The 18,371-nt window shown below is 60.6% G+C and carries 10 protein-coding genes; 2 read left to right on the top strand and 8 right to left on the bottom strand.

The window, feature by feature from the left end:
* Positions 1–74: 74 nt before the first annotated feature.
* The 3 genes from D5261_RS10245 to D5261_RS10235 all read right to left on the bottom strand — a co-directional run bounded on the left by D5261_RS10245 (position 75) and on the right by D5261_RS10235 (position 5,986).
* Positions 75–3,899 carry a glycoside hydrolase family 2 TIM barrel-domain containing protein gene (locus tag D5261_RS10245; RefSeq protein ID WP_119323742.1) on the bottom strand — a complete coding sequence of 1,275 codons (3,825 nt, stop codon included), beginning with the start codon at positions 3,897–3,899 and terminating at the stop codon, positions 75–77.
* A gap of 139 nt (positions 3,900–4,038) precedes the next feature.
* Positions 4,039–5,019: an LpqN/LpqT family lipoprotein gene (locus D5261_RS10240; RefSeq protein ID WP_119323743.1), complete on the bottom strand. Its 981-nt coding sequence runs from the start codon at positions 5,017–5,019 to the stop codon at positions 4,039–4,041.
* Positions 5,020–5,164: 145 nt separating this feature from the next.
* Positions 5,165–5,986, bottom strand: coding sequence for a DUF1559 family PulG-like putative transporter (locus D5261_RS10235; protein WP_119323744.1), 822 nt, complete (start codon positions 5,984–5,986; stop codon positions 5,165–5,167).
* 524 nt (positions 5,987–6,510) lie between these two features.
* Between D5261_RS10235 and D5261_RS10230 the strand changes: the two genes are divergently transcribed.
* A complete protein-coding gene (locus D5261_RS10230) occupies positions 6,511–7,686 on the top strand; it encodes a GntR family transcriptional regulator (RefSeq protein WP_119323745.1) in 1,176 nt (391 codons plus the stop codon).
* A gap of 65 nt (positions 7,687–7,751) precedes the next feature.
* On the opposite strand, the gene D5261_RS10225 is transcribed toward D5261_RS10230, so the two are convergent.
* The 3 genes from D5261_RS10225 to D5261_RS10215 all read right to left on the bottom strand — a co-directional run bounded on the left by D5261_RS10225 (position 7,752) and on the right by D5261_RS10215 (position 12,441).
* On the bottom strand, positions 7,752–10,376 hold the full coding sequence (locus D5261_RS10225; RefSeq protein ID WP_119323746.1) for an MGH1-like glycoside hydrolase domain-containing protein: 2,625 nt from the start codon (positions 10,374–10,376) through the stop codon (positions 7,752–7,754).
* A gap of 143 nt (positions 10,377–10,519) precedes the next feature.
* Complete coding sequence (locus tag D5261_RS10220; protein WP_119323747.1) at positions 10,520–11,338, bottom strand: DUF1559 family PulG-like putative transporter; 819 nt, start codon at positions 11,336–11,338, stop codon at positions 10,520–10,522.
* Between the two features lie 293 nt (positions 11,339–11,631).
* Positions 11,632–12,441, bottom strand: a complete 810-nt coding sequence (locus tag D5261_RS10215; RefSeq protein ID WP_119323748.1) for a DUF1559 family PulG-like putative transporter — start codon at positions 12,439–12,441, stop codon at positions 11,632–11,634.
* A gap of 382 nt (positions 12,442–12,823) precedes the next feature.
* On the opposite strand from D5261_RS10215, the gene D5261_RS10210 reads away from it, so the two are divergent.
* Positions 12,824–14,608 carry a patatin-like phospholipase family protein gene (locus tag D5261_RS10210; RefSeq protein WP_119323749.1) on the top strand — a complete coding sequence of 595 codons (1,785 nt, stop codon included), beginning with the start codon at positions 12,824–12,826 and terminating at the stop codon, positions 14,606–14,608.
* An 80-nt stretch (positions 14,609–14,688) separates the two neighbouring features.
* Here the strand turns inward: D5261_RS10210 and bglX are convergent, their stop codons facing one another.
* Positions 14,689–17,049, bottom strand: coding sequence for a beta-glucosidase BglX (bglX, locus tag D5261_RS10205; protein ID WP_119323750.1), 2,361 nt, complete (start codon positions 17,047–17,049; stop codon positions 14,689–14,691).
* A 164-nt stretch (positions 17,050–17,213) separates the two neighbouring features.
* Entirely contained in the window at positions 17,214–18,080 is an 867-nt protein-coding gene (locus D5261_RS10200; protein WP_119323751.1) for a DUF1559 family PulG-like putative transporter, read from the bottom strand.
* Between the last annotated feature and the right edge of the window lie 291 nt (positions 18,081–18,371).

The raw sequence follows: 18,371 nt of genomic DNA, 5'->3' as shown, positions 1-18,371 counted from the left end.
CGCGAGGCGGCCTTTTGATTGTGTCGTGTTCGGAACTTTTCGCCCACCGAGCGAACGCTCGGTGGGAATAGAAATTACTGCCCCGGCGCCTGAACGCCGATCTCGGCCAGCGATCCTAAATCCTGGCCCGAGTGCTCGGAGAGGATGACGAACTTGAGATACCGGGCGGTGCGCGGCGTCGAGAGCTTCAAGGTCTGACGGTCGGCCGTGTCGGGCAGATCGCCCTTGGAGACCGGTTCTCCCCAGTCGGTTCCGTTATCGCTCAGATAGAGTTCGTATTCCCGGGGCCGGCCATTGCTGCCGTCCGCGCGCGGCGTGATCTGAACGGCGCCGATCTTCAGGGCGTCATGGAAATCGATCACGACCCAGTGCGGCAGAGACGCCTTCGTGGGGCTGTAACGGCTGTGCCAGAACGTCCCGGCGTCGCCGTCGAACAGGTGGCCCAGGTCACCCTCGCCGGGCTCGAAGTCGCTGGCGGTCGCGGTCCAGCGGGTGCGGACCACCATCGCCGCCACCGGGAACTCGCCGGTCACGGACTGCCCCCCGGCCTCCGAGCTTCGGATTTGCAGCACCGTTGAGGCGCTCACGGAAAACGGCGCGGTGTAGGGGTTCCAGGTCGCGCCGTCCAGCGAGTATTCGATGTTTTTTCCGTCGCCGGTGAGAACGACATCGCCGTTTGGAGCAATCGATGCGGCGACGGGCTTGGGACGATCCTGCGGAACGCCCATGCGCGCGACGGCGCCCGGGTCGCCCTGGCCGGGCAGCAGGCGCAGGACATAGGAGAATGTCGCCGGGTCGGACACAACACGGTACTGCGGCAGCGGGGTCGGTCCGCAGCTATTGGAGCCGACACCCAGGGTCTTCGTCGCGAGGCATAGGACCGTCGCGCTGGAGACGGGCAGGTCCACGCGGTACGGCGCCGGGGTCATCTCTTCGTCCGTATACGGCAGGGCGGAGAACTGAAGCGGTCCGCCGTCGGCGATCGCCATCAGTGTCGGAAAGCCCGACCCACCGAGGGCCAGCCAGCGGGCGTCCTCGTGGTTGCCGCAGTCCATGGGCTTGCTGTACGGGGTCATCTGTTCGGCGACAGTGCTTGCGTACCGGCCGATATCCGAGCCGCGCTTGCGGTCGGAGTAGTTCTCCATCGGGCCGCGCGCCAGATACTCCAGAGATCCCATGCCCTTGTTCAGCAGCATCCGCACGCCGATTCGGGCCAGGGTGATCTTGCGTCCCTGCGGCGAGACCGCGTTGTCCACGGCGATCGCCCCATTGCCGTACACCGTGTAGCTGGCGGTGTGCGTGACGGAGAAATCATTGCCCGTGTAGTGAATGGTCGAGACGATGCGCACGGCGCCGGGGGCGGCTTGCCGCGCGGTCATGCTCAATACTTTGGCTTGCAGATTCTTAAGGCCCGCCGAATCCCAGCCGCGCGCGGCCCAGTTATCGTCGTTGCGATGCTGCGAGCGCCACAGATGCAGCGCCGGCCCGCCGCCGGGCTGGAGCATCTCGACTCCAGCCCTCTTGAAGCTGGAGATCGTCCCCGTATCCCGCCGGAATTGGACGGCGAATCCATTCCCGTTCACCTCGAACCGATCCGGCAGTTCCGCCAGCTTAACGGGCTCCGAAGCGCGTGCGGCGATCGGCGCCGCCGGGGTCTGGGCAGTGGCGATCGGGAACTGTCCGTTCGCGATCTCGTAACCCGCCTTGGCCCACAGCTCATCTTTCGTCAGCGCGAAGGCGACATTCACCAGATAAAGCGCGCCGGGCTTGGGGGCGAACTTCACCAGCGGCAGCTGCAAAGTGGTTTCGGCGCCGGGCGCGAGGCTGACCTTCGGCAGCTTGCCGCCGGCGATGCGCTTCCCGTCTTCCGTAATCGTCCAGGTCGGCGCAAACTTGCTGAGGTTGGTGAAGGCGTACTTGTTCTTGATCTTCACCTTGCCGGCGGAGAGATCACCGGCCTCCATGCCGATCCACTGGTAAGCGCGCTTAACTTCCGGGAACTGCGGCTTATGGCTGCGGTCCGAGAAAACGACGCCCTTGTGGATAAAGTACTGGTCGTTCGGCTTGTCGCCGAATCCGCCGCCGTAGGCCATGTACTGATGCTTGGGATCGCGCCGGTTCCACAGGCCCTGATCCTCCCACTCCCAGATCGCGCCGCCGAGCAGCGCGGGGTACTTGTCGAAGACATCGTTGTAATCGCCAAGCGAACCCATGGAGTTGAACATCGAGTGGGCGTACTCGCAGAGATAGAACGGCTTGGTGTAGGCGGGGTCCTGCGCGATCTGCGCCGTGGATTCCGGGTTCGTGTACATGTGGCTGTCGATATCGGCGGGGTTCTTCGCGCCGATATCGAAGGGTTCGTAGTGGACCGGGCGCAGCGGATCGATCGCCTTGACCGCCGCCAGCGCCGACACGAAGTTCGACCCGCCGCCGCACTCGTTGCCGAGCGACCAGATGACGATCGAGGGATGGTTCTTCATGTTCTCGACGTTCGCGACATTGCGATCCACGATCGCTTTTTCGTAGCGCGGCTCATGGTCCAATACGTGCATATAGCCGTGGCACTCGACATTCGCCTCGGCCAGCACATAAAGGCCATACTGATCGCAGAGCTCGTACCAGTGGGGATCGTCCGAGTAATGGCACGTGCGAACGTGGTTGCAGTTGGATTGCTTGAGCAGCTCGATGTCCTTGATCATGTGCTCTTCGGAGACATAGTGCCCGGTGTCCGGCCAGTTCTCGTGGCGGTTCGCGCCCTTGAGCTTGATAGGAACGCCGTTGATCTCGAACAGACGCCCCTTCAGCTCGATCTTCCGGAATCCGGTCCTTGAGGAAATGATCTCCTGTGTGGTCCCGCCGTTTTGCAGCGAGATCACCGTGGTGTAGAGGTTGGGCGTCTCCGCCGTCCACTTTTTGGGGTTCGCGACCGGAATGGAGACGGCGACATTCGCTTCCCCATGCGCCGGAAGCACGGGCACGGAGGCGACGCTGCGCGCGCCCGCCACTGGCTTGCCGGTTATGTCGTAGAGCGTCACCGCCATGGCGCGCGCCGCAGCCGGGGCGTCGCCGTAGTTATGGGCTTTGACCGTGACCTGGAGGGACGCGTTTTTGTAGTGAGAATCGAGGTCGGTCACGATCTTGAAGTCGCGCATGTGCACCACGGGCGCGGACCACAGCGTCACATTGCGAAAGATCCCCGAGAGGCGCCACATGTCCTGGTCTTCCAGATAGGAGCCGGAGCTGTACTGGTAGACCTCCGCCGCCACGGTGTTGGACGCGTTGCGATTGAGGTACGGCGTGACATCAAACTCCGCCGCGTTGCGGGAGTTCAGCGAGTAGCCGACCTTCTTGCCGTTGACCCAGAGATAGAACGCCGAATCCACCCCATCGAAGGTCAGGAAGATTCTGCGCCCGTCCCATTGAGCCGGGACAGTGAACGTTCGGCGGTAGCTGCCGACAGGATTGCGCTCGCTGTACGCCGTCCAATCCTTGGGCGGTTCGCCCATCACGCGCGGCCAGTCGGGCTTGAAGGGATAGGTGAAGTTGGTGTAGATCGGGGTGCCATACCCCTGCGTCTGCCAGCTCGTTGGGACCGAAATGGTCTTCCACTGGCTGTCATCAAATGTCGTCTTGTAGAAATCCACCGGACGAAACTCCGGCCGGCGCACCCAATGGAACTTCCACGGCCCATTCAGCGACCGGGCGTAGCTCGACTGGCGGCGATTGGCGGCAAGCGCTTCGTGAAGGTCCGCATACGGCATCAGCGTCGCATGCCAGGGATCTTTATTGATCCCGAGGATTTGCTCGTTTTCGATCTCCGGCGGCAGCGGGGCGTCGGCCGCATGCGCGGCGAGCGGACTGGCCGCGAGAGCGGCCAGCAGTAACAGGGAAGGCTTCATCGGTTGTCCTTGCAGACAGATCTCACATTCATGGCTACCAAAGCGGCTCCATTTCGCGAGAGTAATCTGGGTAATGGAACCATTTTAACAAAAATGGAGCCATGCGTCAAGGGGTTGATGAAAGATGCGATCCGGCGCCTTATTTCGTCCAGCGCAGCGACTGAATCATCATTTGGAACGCGGCGTCATACTGGGCGTGGTCGGCGTCGGGGCAAAGTCCGGTAAATCGATAAAGCTTGCCGCCGTGCAGCACGAACGCCAGACGGACCCAGACCGGCGTGGCGATCTGCGGATTCTTGAGCTGCGCGGTGATGAACATCGCTTTCTCCCCCGCCACCGTCTCGGTCCCATGATCCACGGGAACGTACTGCGCCTCCTTGGCGAGTCCCGCCTCGATCTCGGCGCGATGCGCGCTCAGATCGTCGATCGTCATCGCCGGCGGCACGGGCGAGATGTGCAGGCCGAGGTTGGCGGGATATGGATGCAGGCCGGGCTCGACGAAATGCACGTCTCCGCCCGGAGCCTGGGGCGCCTGCGCCGTCCAGTCGCGGACGGGCGTCAGCCGATATCCCTCGTCGCTGCGATACGCCGGCGGCTCGATCGTTCCCAGGTGAAAACTGGCGAGCGCGCGGTCGAACGCCGGCTGGTCCTTGGCGAAGACGAGCGCCGGGGCCGCGCACGTGACGACGATACGCTGACGCCCCCGGATCGCGATCACTTGCCGGAGTTTCCAGAGCGGGCTTTTGGCGGTTTGGCGATAGGTCGCGCTGAGATAACGCGTCGGCGCGCCGCCCAGCGTCCCCTTCCCCGCTCCAGAAACCGCGAAGCCGTTCATTGTCTTTTTGTAATTCGCCAGCAGGCCCGCCGTCACGCGCGGCAGCGCTTCGGCGGGGACCACCACGCCGCTCAGGATCTGGACGGAAACGCTCACCGTGGGCGCCGTCCCCTTGGTCCCAGGCCCGGTCCATGTGGCGTAATCCTGCGCTTTCGATTCCGCGAGCGTCCAATGCGCGGGCGGATCCAGTGAGAAACCGTTGGGATTGTCGTAAGGTTCGGCGCGCAGAGCGCAGGCGGCGAGTAAAAGAATGGCGGCGGAGGGCGCAAAGGCGCGGGCGATCATGGGCGTAAGGTTCCTTTGAGAGTTTACCAACGGATCGCGCCATTGCGTTGTGGCGGGGTGATTATACCTGTGCGGACGGCCGGCGGTGAATACCGCCGGCCGTCCGGAGCGTGAGAAAAAATGTCGAACGAGAGAGAAGGCGCGGCTATTTGCCGCTGAAGGTCGCTCCAAATTTGCCCGAAAGCGCATCCGTGCCGGCGGCGTAGCCGCATCCATTGCTCTGCGCGTCGGTCGAGCTTTGGGCATATTGGCCGGGCGAGACCTGGTTGCCGCGCAGATATTTGACATGCCCATCGGCGAGCGCGAAGTTGGAGCCGTCGGTATGGACAGGATTCGACGTATACCACTGAGCGCCGACATTACAGGGCGGATTGCCGTATCCCGTCTTGTTCGGCGCGGATCCGGCGTACTTGGCGCCGTAATACCAGTCGATCCAGCCCGCGCCGCCGTCGCCGCCGTTGCCGGACGGAGAGGATCTCTGGTTGCCGGGATTGTAGCCCGAATCATAGGGCATATCCCGGACGGGGTCGGTTACGTCCGCGACCGCTCCCTGAGTTTCGAAGATCAGCACGGTGCTCGCCGGCGCGTTCAGCGCGGCGATGCCGGGAACAAGGCCGAGGTTCGAGTTCATGGCGTAGGAAACCGGCACACGCGACGGAGAGACGCTGTTGTCCACCCCCGTCGGATCGTCGGGACATTTGTAGGCGCCGGTGCTCTTGACGTAGGTGTAAACACGCCCTCCCCATCCGCCCAGACCGTAGTTGCCGCCCATGGGGAAGCTTTCGTCGTAGTCCTGGTTATATTGCAAAACCGCCAGCGCCAATTGTTTCATATTGCTGGCGCAGCTAATCTGACGCGCTTTCTCGCGCGCTTTGGCGAAAACAGGAAAGAGGATCGCCGCTAAAATCGCGATAATGGCGATAACCACGATCAGTTCAATCAAAGTAAAGCCAGATTTATGTCGCATCTTCAATCTCTTTCCTTCCATCAACGCATCGGATAAAATGGAGCCATGATCGTCTCATCACTCGACCGTAAACGTATACGGAACATGGGCATTGTATCAGCCTTTGGAGCTTATGTCAAGCGATATTATCTTCCAGAATATTTTTTCGCGCTCTCCGCCATCGCCTTTTTAGAGCTCCCCTGTCGCGTTCGGCCGCATCCCTTTGGTCTCAGAGCGGGATAAATTCGATCCAAACCACGGATCCAAAGCCGCCATAAGTTTCGCCTCGGATAACCGCCGGCCATGTTCGCCGCCCGGCGCGTCATCGCGCGCGTATCCGAGCCGTCTTTTGCATTTCGAAAACGGCTTTTGTGTCTTTTTGCGTTCGAAAATATCTTTCTCGTAAATGTCATTACAAACGCCTGAGTAAACCTTGACGTTGGTGTGACAAAATGATATACTGGATCAAAGAGTCCAAACAGGCGGGATTGTCCAGAAACTGGATCAAAAAGTAACACAATTCGCGTTTCGCAACCGAGCTCACCATGACAACTATCCTTAATCACGCCACATCGCCCGCGAAAGTTCAGATGCGCGATGTGGAAAGTCTCATTCGCGAACGGATTGAATCCGGCAAATACGAAGCCGGCGGCCGACTGCCGTCCGAACGCGAACTCTGCGAGGAGCTGAAGGTGCACCGGCGCGTCGTTCGGTCCGCCATTCAGGTGCTGGAGCGGGAGGGCCTGATCAATCGCCAGCCGAACTGCCGCGCGACGGTGCGAAGCCTTGATACTCAAGATACGCCCCATCCGATGCAGAACCTGGGATCGAAGCTTCAGCTGTCGCGCTTTGTCGCGCTGATGATGTGGCACGGAAACCCGCAGGAAGAAGGCGGAACCGGGCAGCAGCGCATCTTCTGGGGGATGAATCAGACGCTGGGGCAGGCGGGATACCACACGGTCTTCCTGGATCTGGTCGAGATGATCGGGACGGAGAACGAGCACGCGGACCGGGAAGCCACGCATTTGCAGTATGCGCTGGACCAGGGATTTGGCGGAATCGTCTTCTATTGCTACAGCTACTATTCAAACCGCGATCTACTACGCAAGGTCGCCCGCAAGATCCCGCTGGTGCTGATCGACCGCGATCTGCCCGGCGTGGAGGCGGATTATGTCGGCGTGACCAATCACCGCGGCATGTATGAAGCGACCAATTATTTGATCGGGCTGGGACACAAGCGAATCGCGTACATTACACGCAGCGAACCGGTCAATACCGTACAAGACCGCCTGCAAGGGTACCTCGCCGCGCTGCGCGAAACATTCGATCCCGGCTACTACGAGATGGTGCTGGCGGTGCCTTCGACCGAAGGCGGCGCCTGGCCGGCGTTCGACGCCATCCTGCAAGCCCCGCCCGAGAAGCGGCCGACGGCCCTGGTTTGCGTCAACGACTACGAAGCCGTCTTCGTGGCGGGCCGTCTGACGGAAGCCGGCATCCGTGTTCCGGAAGATATCTCCGTCATAGGATGCGATAACATCATCACCAAGCTCCCGAACGGCGTGGGCCTGACGACCACCGCGCAGCCCTTCGAGGAGATCGGCGCCGAGGCCGCCAAGCTGTTCCTGCGCCGCGCCGGGGAACGCAAGTCCGATATCGCGCAGGTCGAGTGCCCCACCCGACTCATCCTCCGCGATAGCTGCCGCCCATACGACGGCCCATAACGGGCCGTCGTAATTGAGGTTCTGCGGCGCGTCTCCTGCTTCAATAAAGCAGGAGACGCGCCGAACTATTTCGGGCGGATCTCCGCCGCCGGAATGACGATCGGCGCATCGCCCGGCTGGAATGCGGCGACTCGCCGCAGAACCTTGCCGTCCACCGCCACCGTCAATCCCTTCCCCGCCGCCGCGTCGTTCCAAAGCACATCGACCAGATGCCCCCGGTAGCGCGCGCCGCGCAGGGCGTAGTATTTCAGATCCATCGGCAGCGGATCGATTCTCAATCCCCCATCGTCCTGCGGCTCCAATCCCGCCGTCTCACGAACGATCGTCTCGATCCACCACGAGTGCATATAGTCGCGGAAATTACTGAGCGGCTTTCCCGTCAGCGGATGGTAATGCTCGTAGAAGTCGGCGCGAGGCTGGCTGTGCAGGGCCACCATCCGCTGGAACAGTTCGCCGGCCTTCGCCATCTGTGTACGGTCTAAACGCTTGGCGGTGTCCGCGAAGCCTTCGAAGACGTGGGAATTGGTCGCCGGCCAGGTCAGGCCCGCCCAGTAGCGATGCTCGGGGTCAAACTCAGGGTCGGTCTGGGACAGCGCCGGCACGGGATATTTGGTCCAGTACTCCTTGGGATTGGTCAAATACCGAGTGATGACGCTCAGGTGCTCCTTACGGGCGATCCCGGCGAACATCGGGTAGAAGATCGTCAGCGAGTTGTAGTCGGAAAGTTCGCCATTGTCCGGGTTACGGTCGCGGTAACGCTGGAGCGCCGGGTCCCACAGGATGGTCTCCACCGCATTCGCCGTCTTAGCGGCATAGGAATCATAATACGACGCGTCCGCCGATTTCCCTATCAGCCGCGCCATATTGGCGACTGCCTTGAGGTTCAGATAGGTGTAACAACTGGCGTCAATCGCTTCGTATCGTTTCGGCGTTCCTCCCTTCCAGCGGCGATGCAGATCATCCATCCCCGTCTCCAGCTGGTTGTCGATCGTGAACAGGCCGTTATGATCGGGATCGCGGTCCGAGATCCACCAATCGACATCCTTCTTCATCGTGGGATAAAGCGCCGCGATCATGTCTTTGCGGCCATGGATCTGATAAAAGCGCCACGCGGTCCAGGGCAGCAGCGATTGACCGCTCGCGGAGGCGTGATCCACATGAACGTGGTTGGTTTCCGGAGTCGCGTACCAGGGAAAACGGCCGTCGTCGTAGGCCACGCTCCCCATGTTCGCGAGCTGGCCGAATCCCACCGACGGATCGCTCGCCCAGTTGAGATCGAACGCCATGAACGGAGCGCTGTAGCAGCAGTAGGTCTGGAACGCCTCCCGCCCTTCCATGTCCACGGGGTAATGGAAGTATCCGAGGCTGCCTCCGGCCGTCGAGAACTTCAGCAAAAACCAGCGCAATCCGTAGATCTCATTGATGCGCGGATCGGAGCACTCGAAGCGCGGGACTTGCTTTTCGTAAAAGCCGGCCCAGTCCGCGCGGTTTTGCTCCAAGGGATTGTTCTGCCCAAGCACCCGCGCCAGATTCGCCTTCGCCTTGTTCGCGTCGGGATCGAACGCGCAGGCGAGGGTCACGATTTTGCTTCCCCCCGCCGGAACGGCGACCTCGTAGCGCAGACGATACGCGCCGGGCGTGTTTGTCTCGACGGACGCCGGCGCGATCGATCCGCCAATCGCCAGGGACAGCCCATGGGGAAGCACGCTGGGGAAAACATGGGAGTCGGTGAGAATTACGGCGTCGCCATCCCGCCGCGTTTCTTTATGGCCGCCAGGTCCGCCGCGATAATCCGCAGAATTCCGGCAGTCGCCGGCGATCTCCAGCGACTGCGTGATCGCGGCGCCGGTCGTATTAGTCAGGATCACCCGCGAGACGGCGACATCGTCGGCGGTGACGCAAATCTGGCGGCGCTCCGTCACTCCGCTCACCGGCGCATCGGCCTGGGCGGCCGGCGTGACGGGTTTGGCGTCGATCGTCAATTGATCCAGGTTGGCGTTGCCGGGCGCAAGGCCAGGATCGGCCAGCACGTGGTCGGGATACCACGCGACCGGCGCGCCGTCGGCGGCGTTAAATACATCGCCCATCTCCTGGGTCGCGTAGAAAAACCGTGATGGCCCGCCGGTATAGATCGCGACGTTGCGGCCATGCCCGACGCTGTTCTTATCGTCGCGCCCGCCGATCTTGTCCAGAATCGGCGACGCAGACAGTTCTTCGCCCGGCCCGGCATGCGGCGCCGCCGCCGTAAGCCGCAGCGTGTGCGCGCCCGCGCTCAGATTCGGCAGCAGCAGATCACGCGTTTGGAAGTTCGCCGCCGTATCGCCCCACCCACCCGTGCTCGGCAGCAATACGGCGCCGATGTTCTTCCCATCCAGGGTCACATCAAACCGCGCAGCGCCGGGAATCTCGCGCGCATAGCGCACGGTCAGCCGCGCCGGCGAAACCGCCGCCGCCTCATCAAACTGATACTCCGCGTAATCCCCCGCCTTCGTTCCCCAATCCTTGCCCAGGACATGCCCATAAAGCGAGCCCGCCTTACGGTCCTCCCCCGTGGACCCGACCTGCGCCGCCGGCTTCGCCCCCTCCAGCGTAATAGCGGACGGCGCCGGCGCCGCCTTCGTAACATCGGTCCTGCCGCACGCGCCGGCGCAGAGCAGCAAGACGCAAATCAAAGCATAACGCGCTTTCATAAACTTTTCCACCTCTCAGCCTACACTCGATCGGTGTAAAACAATCCCGCCATCCTAGACGATACCCAACACAAAACAACGGCGGTGAAGAATAAATCTTCACCGCCGTTGTTTTCTTCTGTTCTGCGGAAGAGGGTTACAGCTTAGATGCCGAAGTCTTGGACGATCAGGTAGGGAGCGATGGTTTGCGCGCCGTTGCCGCAATCGACGCTCTTTGTCTGCATCAATGCTTCCATTCGCATCGCCTTCGCATGTCCATCACACCAGATGATGTTCACGACACCCGTGTGGCGATTGACCATGGAGCCATCCCCATTGTTACCGGTTCCGTTCATGGTTCCCGCGCCAACAATCTGAAGATCGCCCTTGGTGACATAATTCGGGGTAACAGGCCAGTCCACCTGGTAGCTGCCTTCGCCGTCCATGATCCACGCCGTTGTCGCGGGGTGAGACAGCGTCGCCAATCCGAGACCGCTGGAGTCGCCGGGCGATTTGCAGCCGCCGCCGACAGTGTTGCTGTCCCAATAAGACGCGTTCATGGAGTAGCTGCCATAGTGAGTGTCATCGGGTCCCGTGAGCTGCTGATAGGGTACATAGTTACCGGTCGGCGCGGTCGGGGTGGACAGGTCATTATTAAAGTCGGGGCAGTGGAACACCTGGGTGCTCTTCACATACGGGTAAATCGCGTCCATCCACTTATACTTGACATTACCAGGCGTCGGATCGGAAGCTTGGTAGCCGCCGTTGCCATGCCAGGCTTGGCCCAGGACTTCGTCGTTGTCCTGGCTATATTGCAACAATCCCAGTCCCAACTGCTTCTCATTCGAAAGACAGCTGATCTGCCGGGCCTTTTCGCGCGCCTTGGCGAAAACGGGGAACAGGATTGCGGCGAGAATCGCGATAATGGCGATCACGACGAGGAGTTCAATAAGAGTAAAACCTAATTTCACAGTTTTCCGCATTTTTTAAATCTCCGATACGATAGATTACAATAAGATGGATCAAAAGGCGCATTGGCTTGCGCTAGTTTCAATTCATATTATATGGCGTTTTCGCAAAATTGTCAAGGATCACGGAACAAAAAAATTGGACAAAAATTCTTTGATGGCAAGATCGTCCAATCCATAATAAACAATTGACTAATCAATTGTTTATAAACCAGTATCGCAAAATAATACCAGAGGCCCTCGCCAAAAAGGGGCGCCTCCTTTGCAGGACGCGCCCCTTTCGTCTTTGTTAATGTACGACCAAGAATTTACTGATACTTGGATTCCAGCAACTGCATTCCTTGGGTCAGACCCGTGGACGGCTGATCGCAGTTGATCGTGTTGTTGTCACCATCATACGGCGCAACATCGCACGGCCCCGTGCCTGAGCCAGCGTTGTTGACGTCTCCCCACATGTTGACGGGCGTCGCGGTCTGCGTAGGCTTCATTCCCTTGACGTGACCGTCACAGAAAAGAACATTCATGCGGCCCGTGTGACCCGCGAAAAGCGCTCGCGACCACTTACCGGCATCCCAGTCTGTCCAGCCGACGGCATTCTGATTGTCGCCATCGTTGTTAGGATCGCCGCCGGTGTCCACATGCCGCTCTGCAATCATGATGCGGGATGCTGGCTCGCGGATGAAAGCCAGTGTTTGCGCCTTGCCGCCGGCTCCAGAAGGAGACTCGCCAAGGAAGTTGTTCATACCATAGCTGACAGGGAACGTCGCGGGAACATTACCGCCATAGAAGGCGGGATCTTGCACTTCATTGCGGGGAATGTTCAGGCTGGAGTCCGGATTGGACGGACACTTGTACACATTGACCGACTTCACATACGGATAAGTCGACTGCTCCCAGCATCCGGTTCGGTCCGATAGCGGGTAGGTTTCATCGCTGTCTTGCACGTACTGCAGAATCCCCAGACCGATCTGCTTTTCGTTGCTCAAACAGCTGGCCTGACGCGCTTTTTCGCGCGCTTTGGCGAAAACGGGGAAGAGAATCGCGGCAAGAATCGCGATAATGGCGATGACGACTAGCAATTCAATCAAAGTAAAACCGGCTTTATCAGTTCTTCGCATAATTTTATAAACCTTTGTACGACGCCTTGGCGTTAAAGTAGAATGAGAATGTTGTGTCTTGCGCTTCTCACTTTCATATTATAAGACCAGTCGGGAGAATTGTCAAGCATTATTTGAACAAAAGAACGGACAAAATAAATTGTTATTTGAAATGACCGCGAACAATACATTTGGTACAAGTATATACACCAGGCAATTGTACGCCGCCAAACTATCTCAGAGCTCTTCTGCTTGATTCTCGCTCCTGACGGTTCCGACAGGAAATAATCTCCCGGCCAAAGAGGAATTACAGTTCTTTCGAAAGAATGAAATCGAGAAAGCAGCAAGCGGCCAGTTCTTTCGGTCACATCCCAATTACTCACATCCATCGAAGGAGACAAACATGGCGCGCATGGATACCACGGTGGCGCGGACCCACCGTTTTGCCCTTTCCATTTCCGGGGGAATTTCCCTGGGCTCATATGAAGCCGGCGTTCTGACCCAGCTTTACCGCGACCTCTACGATTTCAATCGGAACGCCGACATTGCCGGGCGGGCGCGTGTGGCGATCGACGCCGTCGCGGGCGCGTCCGCCGGTTCGGTAACGGGGTTGATTCTCAGTCAGGGGATCGCTCTGAAGGTTCCGCCAGATAAACTGGAGGCGGCGATGCGGCTGTGCTGGGTGGAGCTGCTGGAGATCCACAACCTGCTCAAATCCTCGCAGGGTGCGGAATCGGTGGAATCCCTGTTCACGAGCGCGATCTTTGACGATGTCGTAAATGGCACGCTGACAATTCCCCCGAGCAAGCCCGAAGATCCGGAAGAACCCATCGCGTTTTGGATCACGATGACGAACCTCGACGGCGTGCCGTTCGTGATCGACTTCAACCGCGAAGGACACGCGCAGGCAACCACAGCGCTTTACGCGCTGGACTACCGCGATTATGTCCCGTTTCTGATCTCCGGCGATCAGATCGAGATGATCGAAAAGCGCATGGTCAGCGGCGCGGGCCCGGACGCCGGCTCCGATGAGACCTGGAAAGACGCCGTGGAGGCCGCGAAGACCTCCGGCGCCTTCCCTTTTGCCTTCCCCAGCCATTTTCAGACCCGCGACTTAACGGCGTACCCCGAGTATTTGAAGTTCCGGGAGGCCGTGGAATCCAACACGCTGGCGAAGGCGGCCGGGGAGCAAGATCTGCATACCACCGTGGGACTGCCGGACAAGGCGTGTTTTCAATTCGTGGACGGCGGCCTGTTCCACAACCAGCCGGTCGGAAAGTGCATCGACGCGGTCGCGTATCTGAACAGCAGGTTTCCGGAACGGGATCCGGACCGAGAAGAAAATCAAAAAAGAGCGGGGCGCAGCTTCGTCATCATCGAGCCCGAGCCTCAGCTTCCGTCCGACGTCGAGCGCGCACTCACAAACTCGGCCAGCGCGCAGGCCGGCCCGCCGCTTCCGCTGCTGCCCAAGATTCTCGGATCCTATTTCAATACGGCGCTCTACGGCGACTTCCAAACCGCCGCCGACACCAACAAAAAGATCCATGCGCTCAATGAAGCGCTCCAGAAGCTGGACACGCTGGGCTTGCCGCACGATGTGACCGCGCCGCTCAAGCAGCAGATCTTAAAGGCGGTCGACTTAGAGGACAAGACGGAAATCACGCTCCAGCGCATTCCGCACGAGCTCCCCACCTCCAAGCGCCTCGCGTGCGCCTTCGGCGGTCATTTCGGCGGTTTCTTTCGGGAAGACTTCCGCCAAGCGGACTTTATCACCGGCAAGCACGAATCTCGCCAATGGTTCGCGGAATGGCTGACACTCTGGCTGCAAGAGCATGGCGCGGCCATCTTCGGCGACGATCGTCCGATCACAAAGGAATATACGCTGAGCCTGCTGGGAGCCGCTCCCGCCGATCCGGCTACGGAGCCGATCGCGCCGACCGGCCTCACTCCGCTGGAGCTCGCCGGCTCCGGCTGGTTCCCGCAGCCGGGCGCGAATGGAAAAATCTCTGGCGTCGCTCGCCTGGCGGCGCTGACGGAGGATGAGCGCTCGGAGATCCTCAACCTTGCGGAAGAACGTGGTGAAACCCTGCTGGAGGCATGGCTGAATCTGCCCAGCTTGGTCGTCCATCCGGCCGCCTACATCCTCGCCCACCTGTTCAACAATCGCTGGACCAAGGAGCCCAAATAGTCTCGGGCCTCAGGAGAGGCAAAAACCTAAACAACGCCGGCGGCCTTTGATTCGGCCGCTGGCGTTTCTCTTCGTTATCACTACCGGGTGATCTGAAATTCTCCGTGGCTTGCCGCCAGCGAATCGCCGCCGATCCACACGTTGTACATACTCGGCTCGACGAGCTGATGGCCGGCGTTGTCGAAGAACGACAGCTCTTCAAAGCCGAGAGGAAAGCTAATCTCCTTCGATTCGCCGGGAGCCAGCGTGACGCGCACGAAGCCCTTCAGACTGCGGATAGGCTGTTCGAGGCTTGCGCCGACGTTGCCGACATAACATTGCGTGACTTCGGTGGCGGGCGCCTTTCCGGTATTCGTGACGGTGACTTTGGCGATGACAAGACTCTTCGCGCCGGCGACAGCTTCGCGCATGGGGAGGCTCTGACGCGAGAGCGTCACATCCGAATATCCGAACTGAGTGTAGGAAAGGCCGAAGCCGAAGGGAAAGAGCGCGGCGTTGGGGGCGTCAATGTAGCGGGAGAGCCAGTGTGCGGCGCCATCGCCCCGGACGTTGAGGTTGGCGTCCCTGGCCGGCCGGCCTGTGGGCAATTGGTTGTAGTAGAGCGGCTCCTGCCCCTCGGTCTGCGGGAAGCTCATGGGAAGTTTCCCACTGGGCGAAACTTCGCCGTATAGGACGCGCGCGACAGCGTGGCCTGCCTCGGTTCCAGGGAACCAGACCTCAAGGATGGCGTCCACCTTGTTCACGACGGGCGTGAGAACGAGAGGGCGACCGGAGAAGAGCACCATAACGACGGGTTTGCCAAGCGAAGAAATCCGATCGATCAGCTGCTGCTGATTGCCAGGCAGATCGATGTGGGCGCGCGCCGCCGCTTCTCCGCTAAGGCCGCCCGACTCGCCAAGGACAAGCACGACGACATCGGCCTGCCGCGCCGCCTCTTCCGCCTCCGCAAAACCCGCATCGGATACGGACTCGACCTCGGTTCCGCGAGCATATACGACTGAGCCGCCGTGACCGGCGGCCCATTCTTCAAGCCCCTTCCGAATCGTGATCGAATCCTCTCCTCTGCCCCCGCCCCACGCTCCCTGCACATCGCGGGTATCCGCCATGGGGCCGATGAGCGCAATCTTCGCATTTGCGCGCAGCGGCAGGGCGGGAATTCCATTGGCCGGCTTGTTCTGGAGCAGGACGAACGACTCCTCGGCGGCTTTACGCACGAGTACGCGGTGTTCCGGCACGGCGGCAGTGACCTCGGCGCCGGTGGGATAGGGATGCTCAAAAAGGCCCAGAGCGAACTTGACGCGCAGGACCCGACGAACGGCCTCGTCGATGGTGGACAGAGAAACGCGGCCGGAGCGGACGAGAGCGGGCAGCTCGGCGTCGTAGACATGCCCGCGCATGTCGACCTCAACGCCGGCGTTGATCGCCTTTTGCGCCGCGGTTGCGGGGTCGAGCGCGACGCCGTGGTTGATCAGCTCGACGATCGCGCGATCGTCGCTCACGACGAAGCCGTCGAAGCCCCACTCCTTGCGCAGAATAGTATCGAGCAGATAGGGGTTCGCCGTGGCCGGTACGCCGTTCAGCGCATTGAAGGCAGACATCAGGGTGACGGCGCCGGCGTCCACGGCGGCTTTGTAGGGCGGGAGGTAGTCCTGGCGGAGGCGGCTGTCGCTCATATCGGTGGTGTTGTACTCGCGGCCGGCCTCGGCGGCGCCATAGGCGGCGAAGTGTTTGACGGAGGCGGCCACAGACTGAGGATCGTCGAGCCGATCGCCCTGGAATCCGTGAACATAGGCGCGGGCCATGGCTGAGCCGAGATAAGCATCTTCGCCGGAGCCCTCGGCCGTGCGTCCCCAGCGGGCGTCGCGGGAGATATCGACCATGGGCGCGTAGAACCAGCGGATTCCGGAGGGCGTCGCCTCCTCGGCGGCCATACGAGCGAGCGAAGCCCCAAGATCGGGATCGAAGCTGGCGGCGACTCCGAGCGGGATCGGATAGCCGGTGCGGTATCCATGCAGGACGTCCGCGCCGGTCAGCAGAGGGATATGCAGGCGGCTCTTGTCGACGGCGGCGTGCTGATACGCGGTGACTTGCGCCTGTCCGCCGACGTTGAGCAGCGAGCCGATGAGGCCCCGCTCGGCAAGCTGCATGGCGTTGAGCTGCTCGCCTTGCGGAGCCGCTTGACCGTTAGGACCGGCTGTGGTGGCAGCCGATGTCGTGCCGGAGGTGTTGTACTGCACAAGCTGGCCGAGTTTTTCCGGGAGCGTCATCTTCTTGAGCAGCTCGTTGACCCGGCGCTCGATCTGCGGTGACGCAAGCTGCGCGTTTGGGTGGATGGGACGCGGCGAGGAGTGCGGCGCCGCCGGAGCCGACGCGCCGGCAAGAACAATACCCGAGGCTACAAATAAGCCGCGCAGGGAAGCAAGAGTTAGTAATCGAAGCATAGTAGTACCTTTTCGCCGCCGCATCGCTAGGAATCCCATAGAGGCACATAACGAGACAGGACCCGCTGGCGTCAGCGGGTCCAGTCTATCACTTCATTATCCACAATTACGCGAGTGTAGGACTGCGCTGCCGGATATTGGCGGCGCAGCCCCTTTGATCGGGCTCAGTTGGCGCTGAAGGTCGCGGCGAACGGGCCGCCTGTCGCGACGCTGTTGCCGCTAAAGCCAGTGCCAGCCGCAAAATAGCCTCCCGTCGTCACCGTCGTGTCGGCGGTGGCGCTGGAGTTGCTGAAGCCAGGAGAAACGCGGGTCGCATTAATGTACTTCGCGTGGCCGTCGGCGAGCAGGAAGTTACTGGCGTCCGTGTGCCGTCCCGGGTTGCTCGGGTAGGGCCGCGAGCCGATCTGTACTCCCATCGCGTAGGCAGTGCAGGCGGTCCCGGAAATATTCAGGCCGTCGCTATTGGTTCCGCCGCCGGAATAGTTGAAGCCGGTGATGGCCGGGCTGGTCTGCTCTCCGGGAGTGGCGGGGGATGTGTAAGCGCGGCATCCGTGCGTCTCGCCGAGAAGGACGGTCTGAGCGGGCGAGCCGGTCTGAGCGACCTTTACCCCGCCGCCCATCGGCGTGTTGTTGCCGTCCACGGCCGCGCCGGAAGTCAGATTCTCATTCATTCCGTAGCTGACGACCGGGCCGCTGCCGGAGCCGGAGTCATCCGGACAGGAGTATACGGCGGCGCTCTTCACATAGGGATAGATTTGACCGCCCCATCCTGCCCCGCCGCCGTAGCCGCTGCCTGGCGTCGGTACGCCGCCGACGGTCGGCACGGCGCCGCAGGGAAAGACCTCGTCGTTATCCTGAACGTACTGCAGGATCCCCAGGCCAAGCTGCTTCTCGTTGGAAAGACATGCGGTCTGGCGGGCCTTCTCGCGAGCTTTGGCGAAGACAGGGAAGAGTATTGCCGCAAGGATAGCGATGATAGCAATAACGACGAGCAATTCAATCAAAGTGAAACCGCGGAATTTACGAGACATGATTCAGATCCTCTCTGTGGATGACACATTCGCGGCCGATCGAGAAGCCGATAAGATTTTGCTTCTGGATCAATAAGACCATTTCAGCGAATGCATACCAGAGTGTATCACACAACAATCAGCCTGTCAACCATATTATGAAATTATTTTGGTACACACAATCAATGGTCTGAATTTTGGTATGATACGAATGAGAGAGGGAGCTTTCTCGGACGATTAGCTCAGGCGGCAACTCCATGAAGAGCAGAAGTTCAGGCAGGGTCGGCGAAGGCGAGAATTTCTCGTCGCATC

This window comes from Capsulimonas corticalis (assembly GCF_003574315.2).
GTDB lineage: Bacteria > Armatimonadota > Armatimonadia > Armatimonadales > Capsulimonadaceae > Capsulimonas > Capsulimonas corticalis.
This window is presented reverse-complemented; position numbering and strand designations above follow the sequence as displayed.

Coding starts and splice junctions, on each gene's coding strand:
- D5261_RS10225 (WP_119323746.1), bottom strand. CDS start 10,376: ATGAAAGCGCGTTATGCTTTGATTTGCGTCTTGCTGCTCTGCGCCGGC.
- D5261_RS10230 (WP_119323745.1), top strand. CDS start 6,511: ATGACAACTATCCTTAATCACGCCACATCGCCCGCGAAAGTTCAGATG.
- D5261_RS10245 (WP_119323742.1), bottom strand. CDS start 3,899: ATGAAGCCTTCCCTGTTACTGCTGGCCGCTCTCGCGGCCAGTCCGCTC.
- bglX (WP_119323750.1), bottom strand. CDS start 17,049: ATGCTTCGATTACTAACTCTTGCTTCCCTGCGCGGCTTATTTGTAGCC.
- D5261_RS10215 (WP_119323748.1), bottom strand. CDS start 12,441: ATGCGAAGAACTGATAAAGCCGGTTTTACTTTGATTGAATTGCTAGTC.
- D5261_RS10235 (WP_119323744.1), bottom strand. CDS start 5,986: ATGCGACATAAATCTGGCTTTACTTTGATTGAACTGATCGTGGTTATC.
- D5261_RS10240 (WP_119323743.1), bottom strand. CDS start 5,019: ATGATCGCCCGCGCCTTTGCGCCCTCCGCCGCCATTCTTTTACTCGCC.
- D5261_RS10220 (WP_119323747.1), bottom strand. CDS start 11,338: ATGCGGAAAACTGTGAAATTAGGTTTTACTCTTATTGAACTCCTCGTC.
- D5261_RS10210 (WP_119323749.1), top strand. CDS start 12,824: ATGGCGCGCATGGATACCACGGTGGCGCGGACCCACCGTTTTGCCCTT.
- D5261_RS10200 (WP_119323751.1), bottom strand. CDS start 18,080: ATGTCTCGTAAATTCCGCGGTTTCACTTTGATTGAATTGCTCGTCGTT.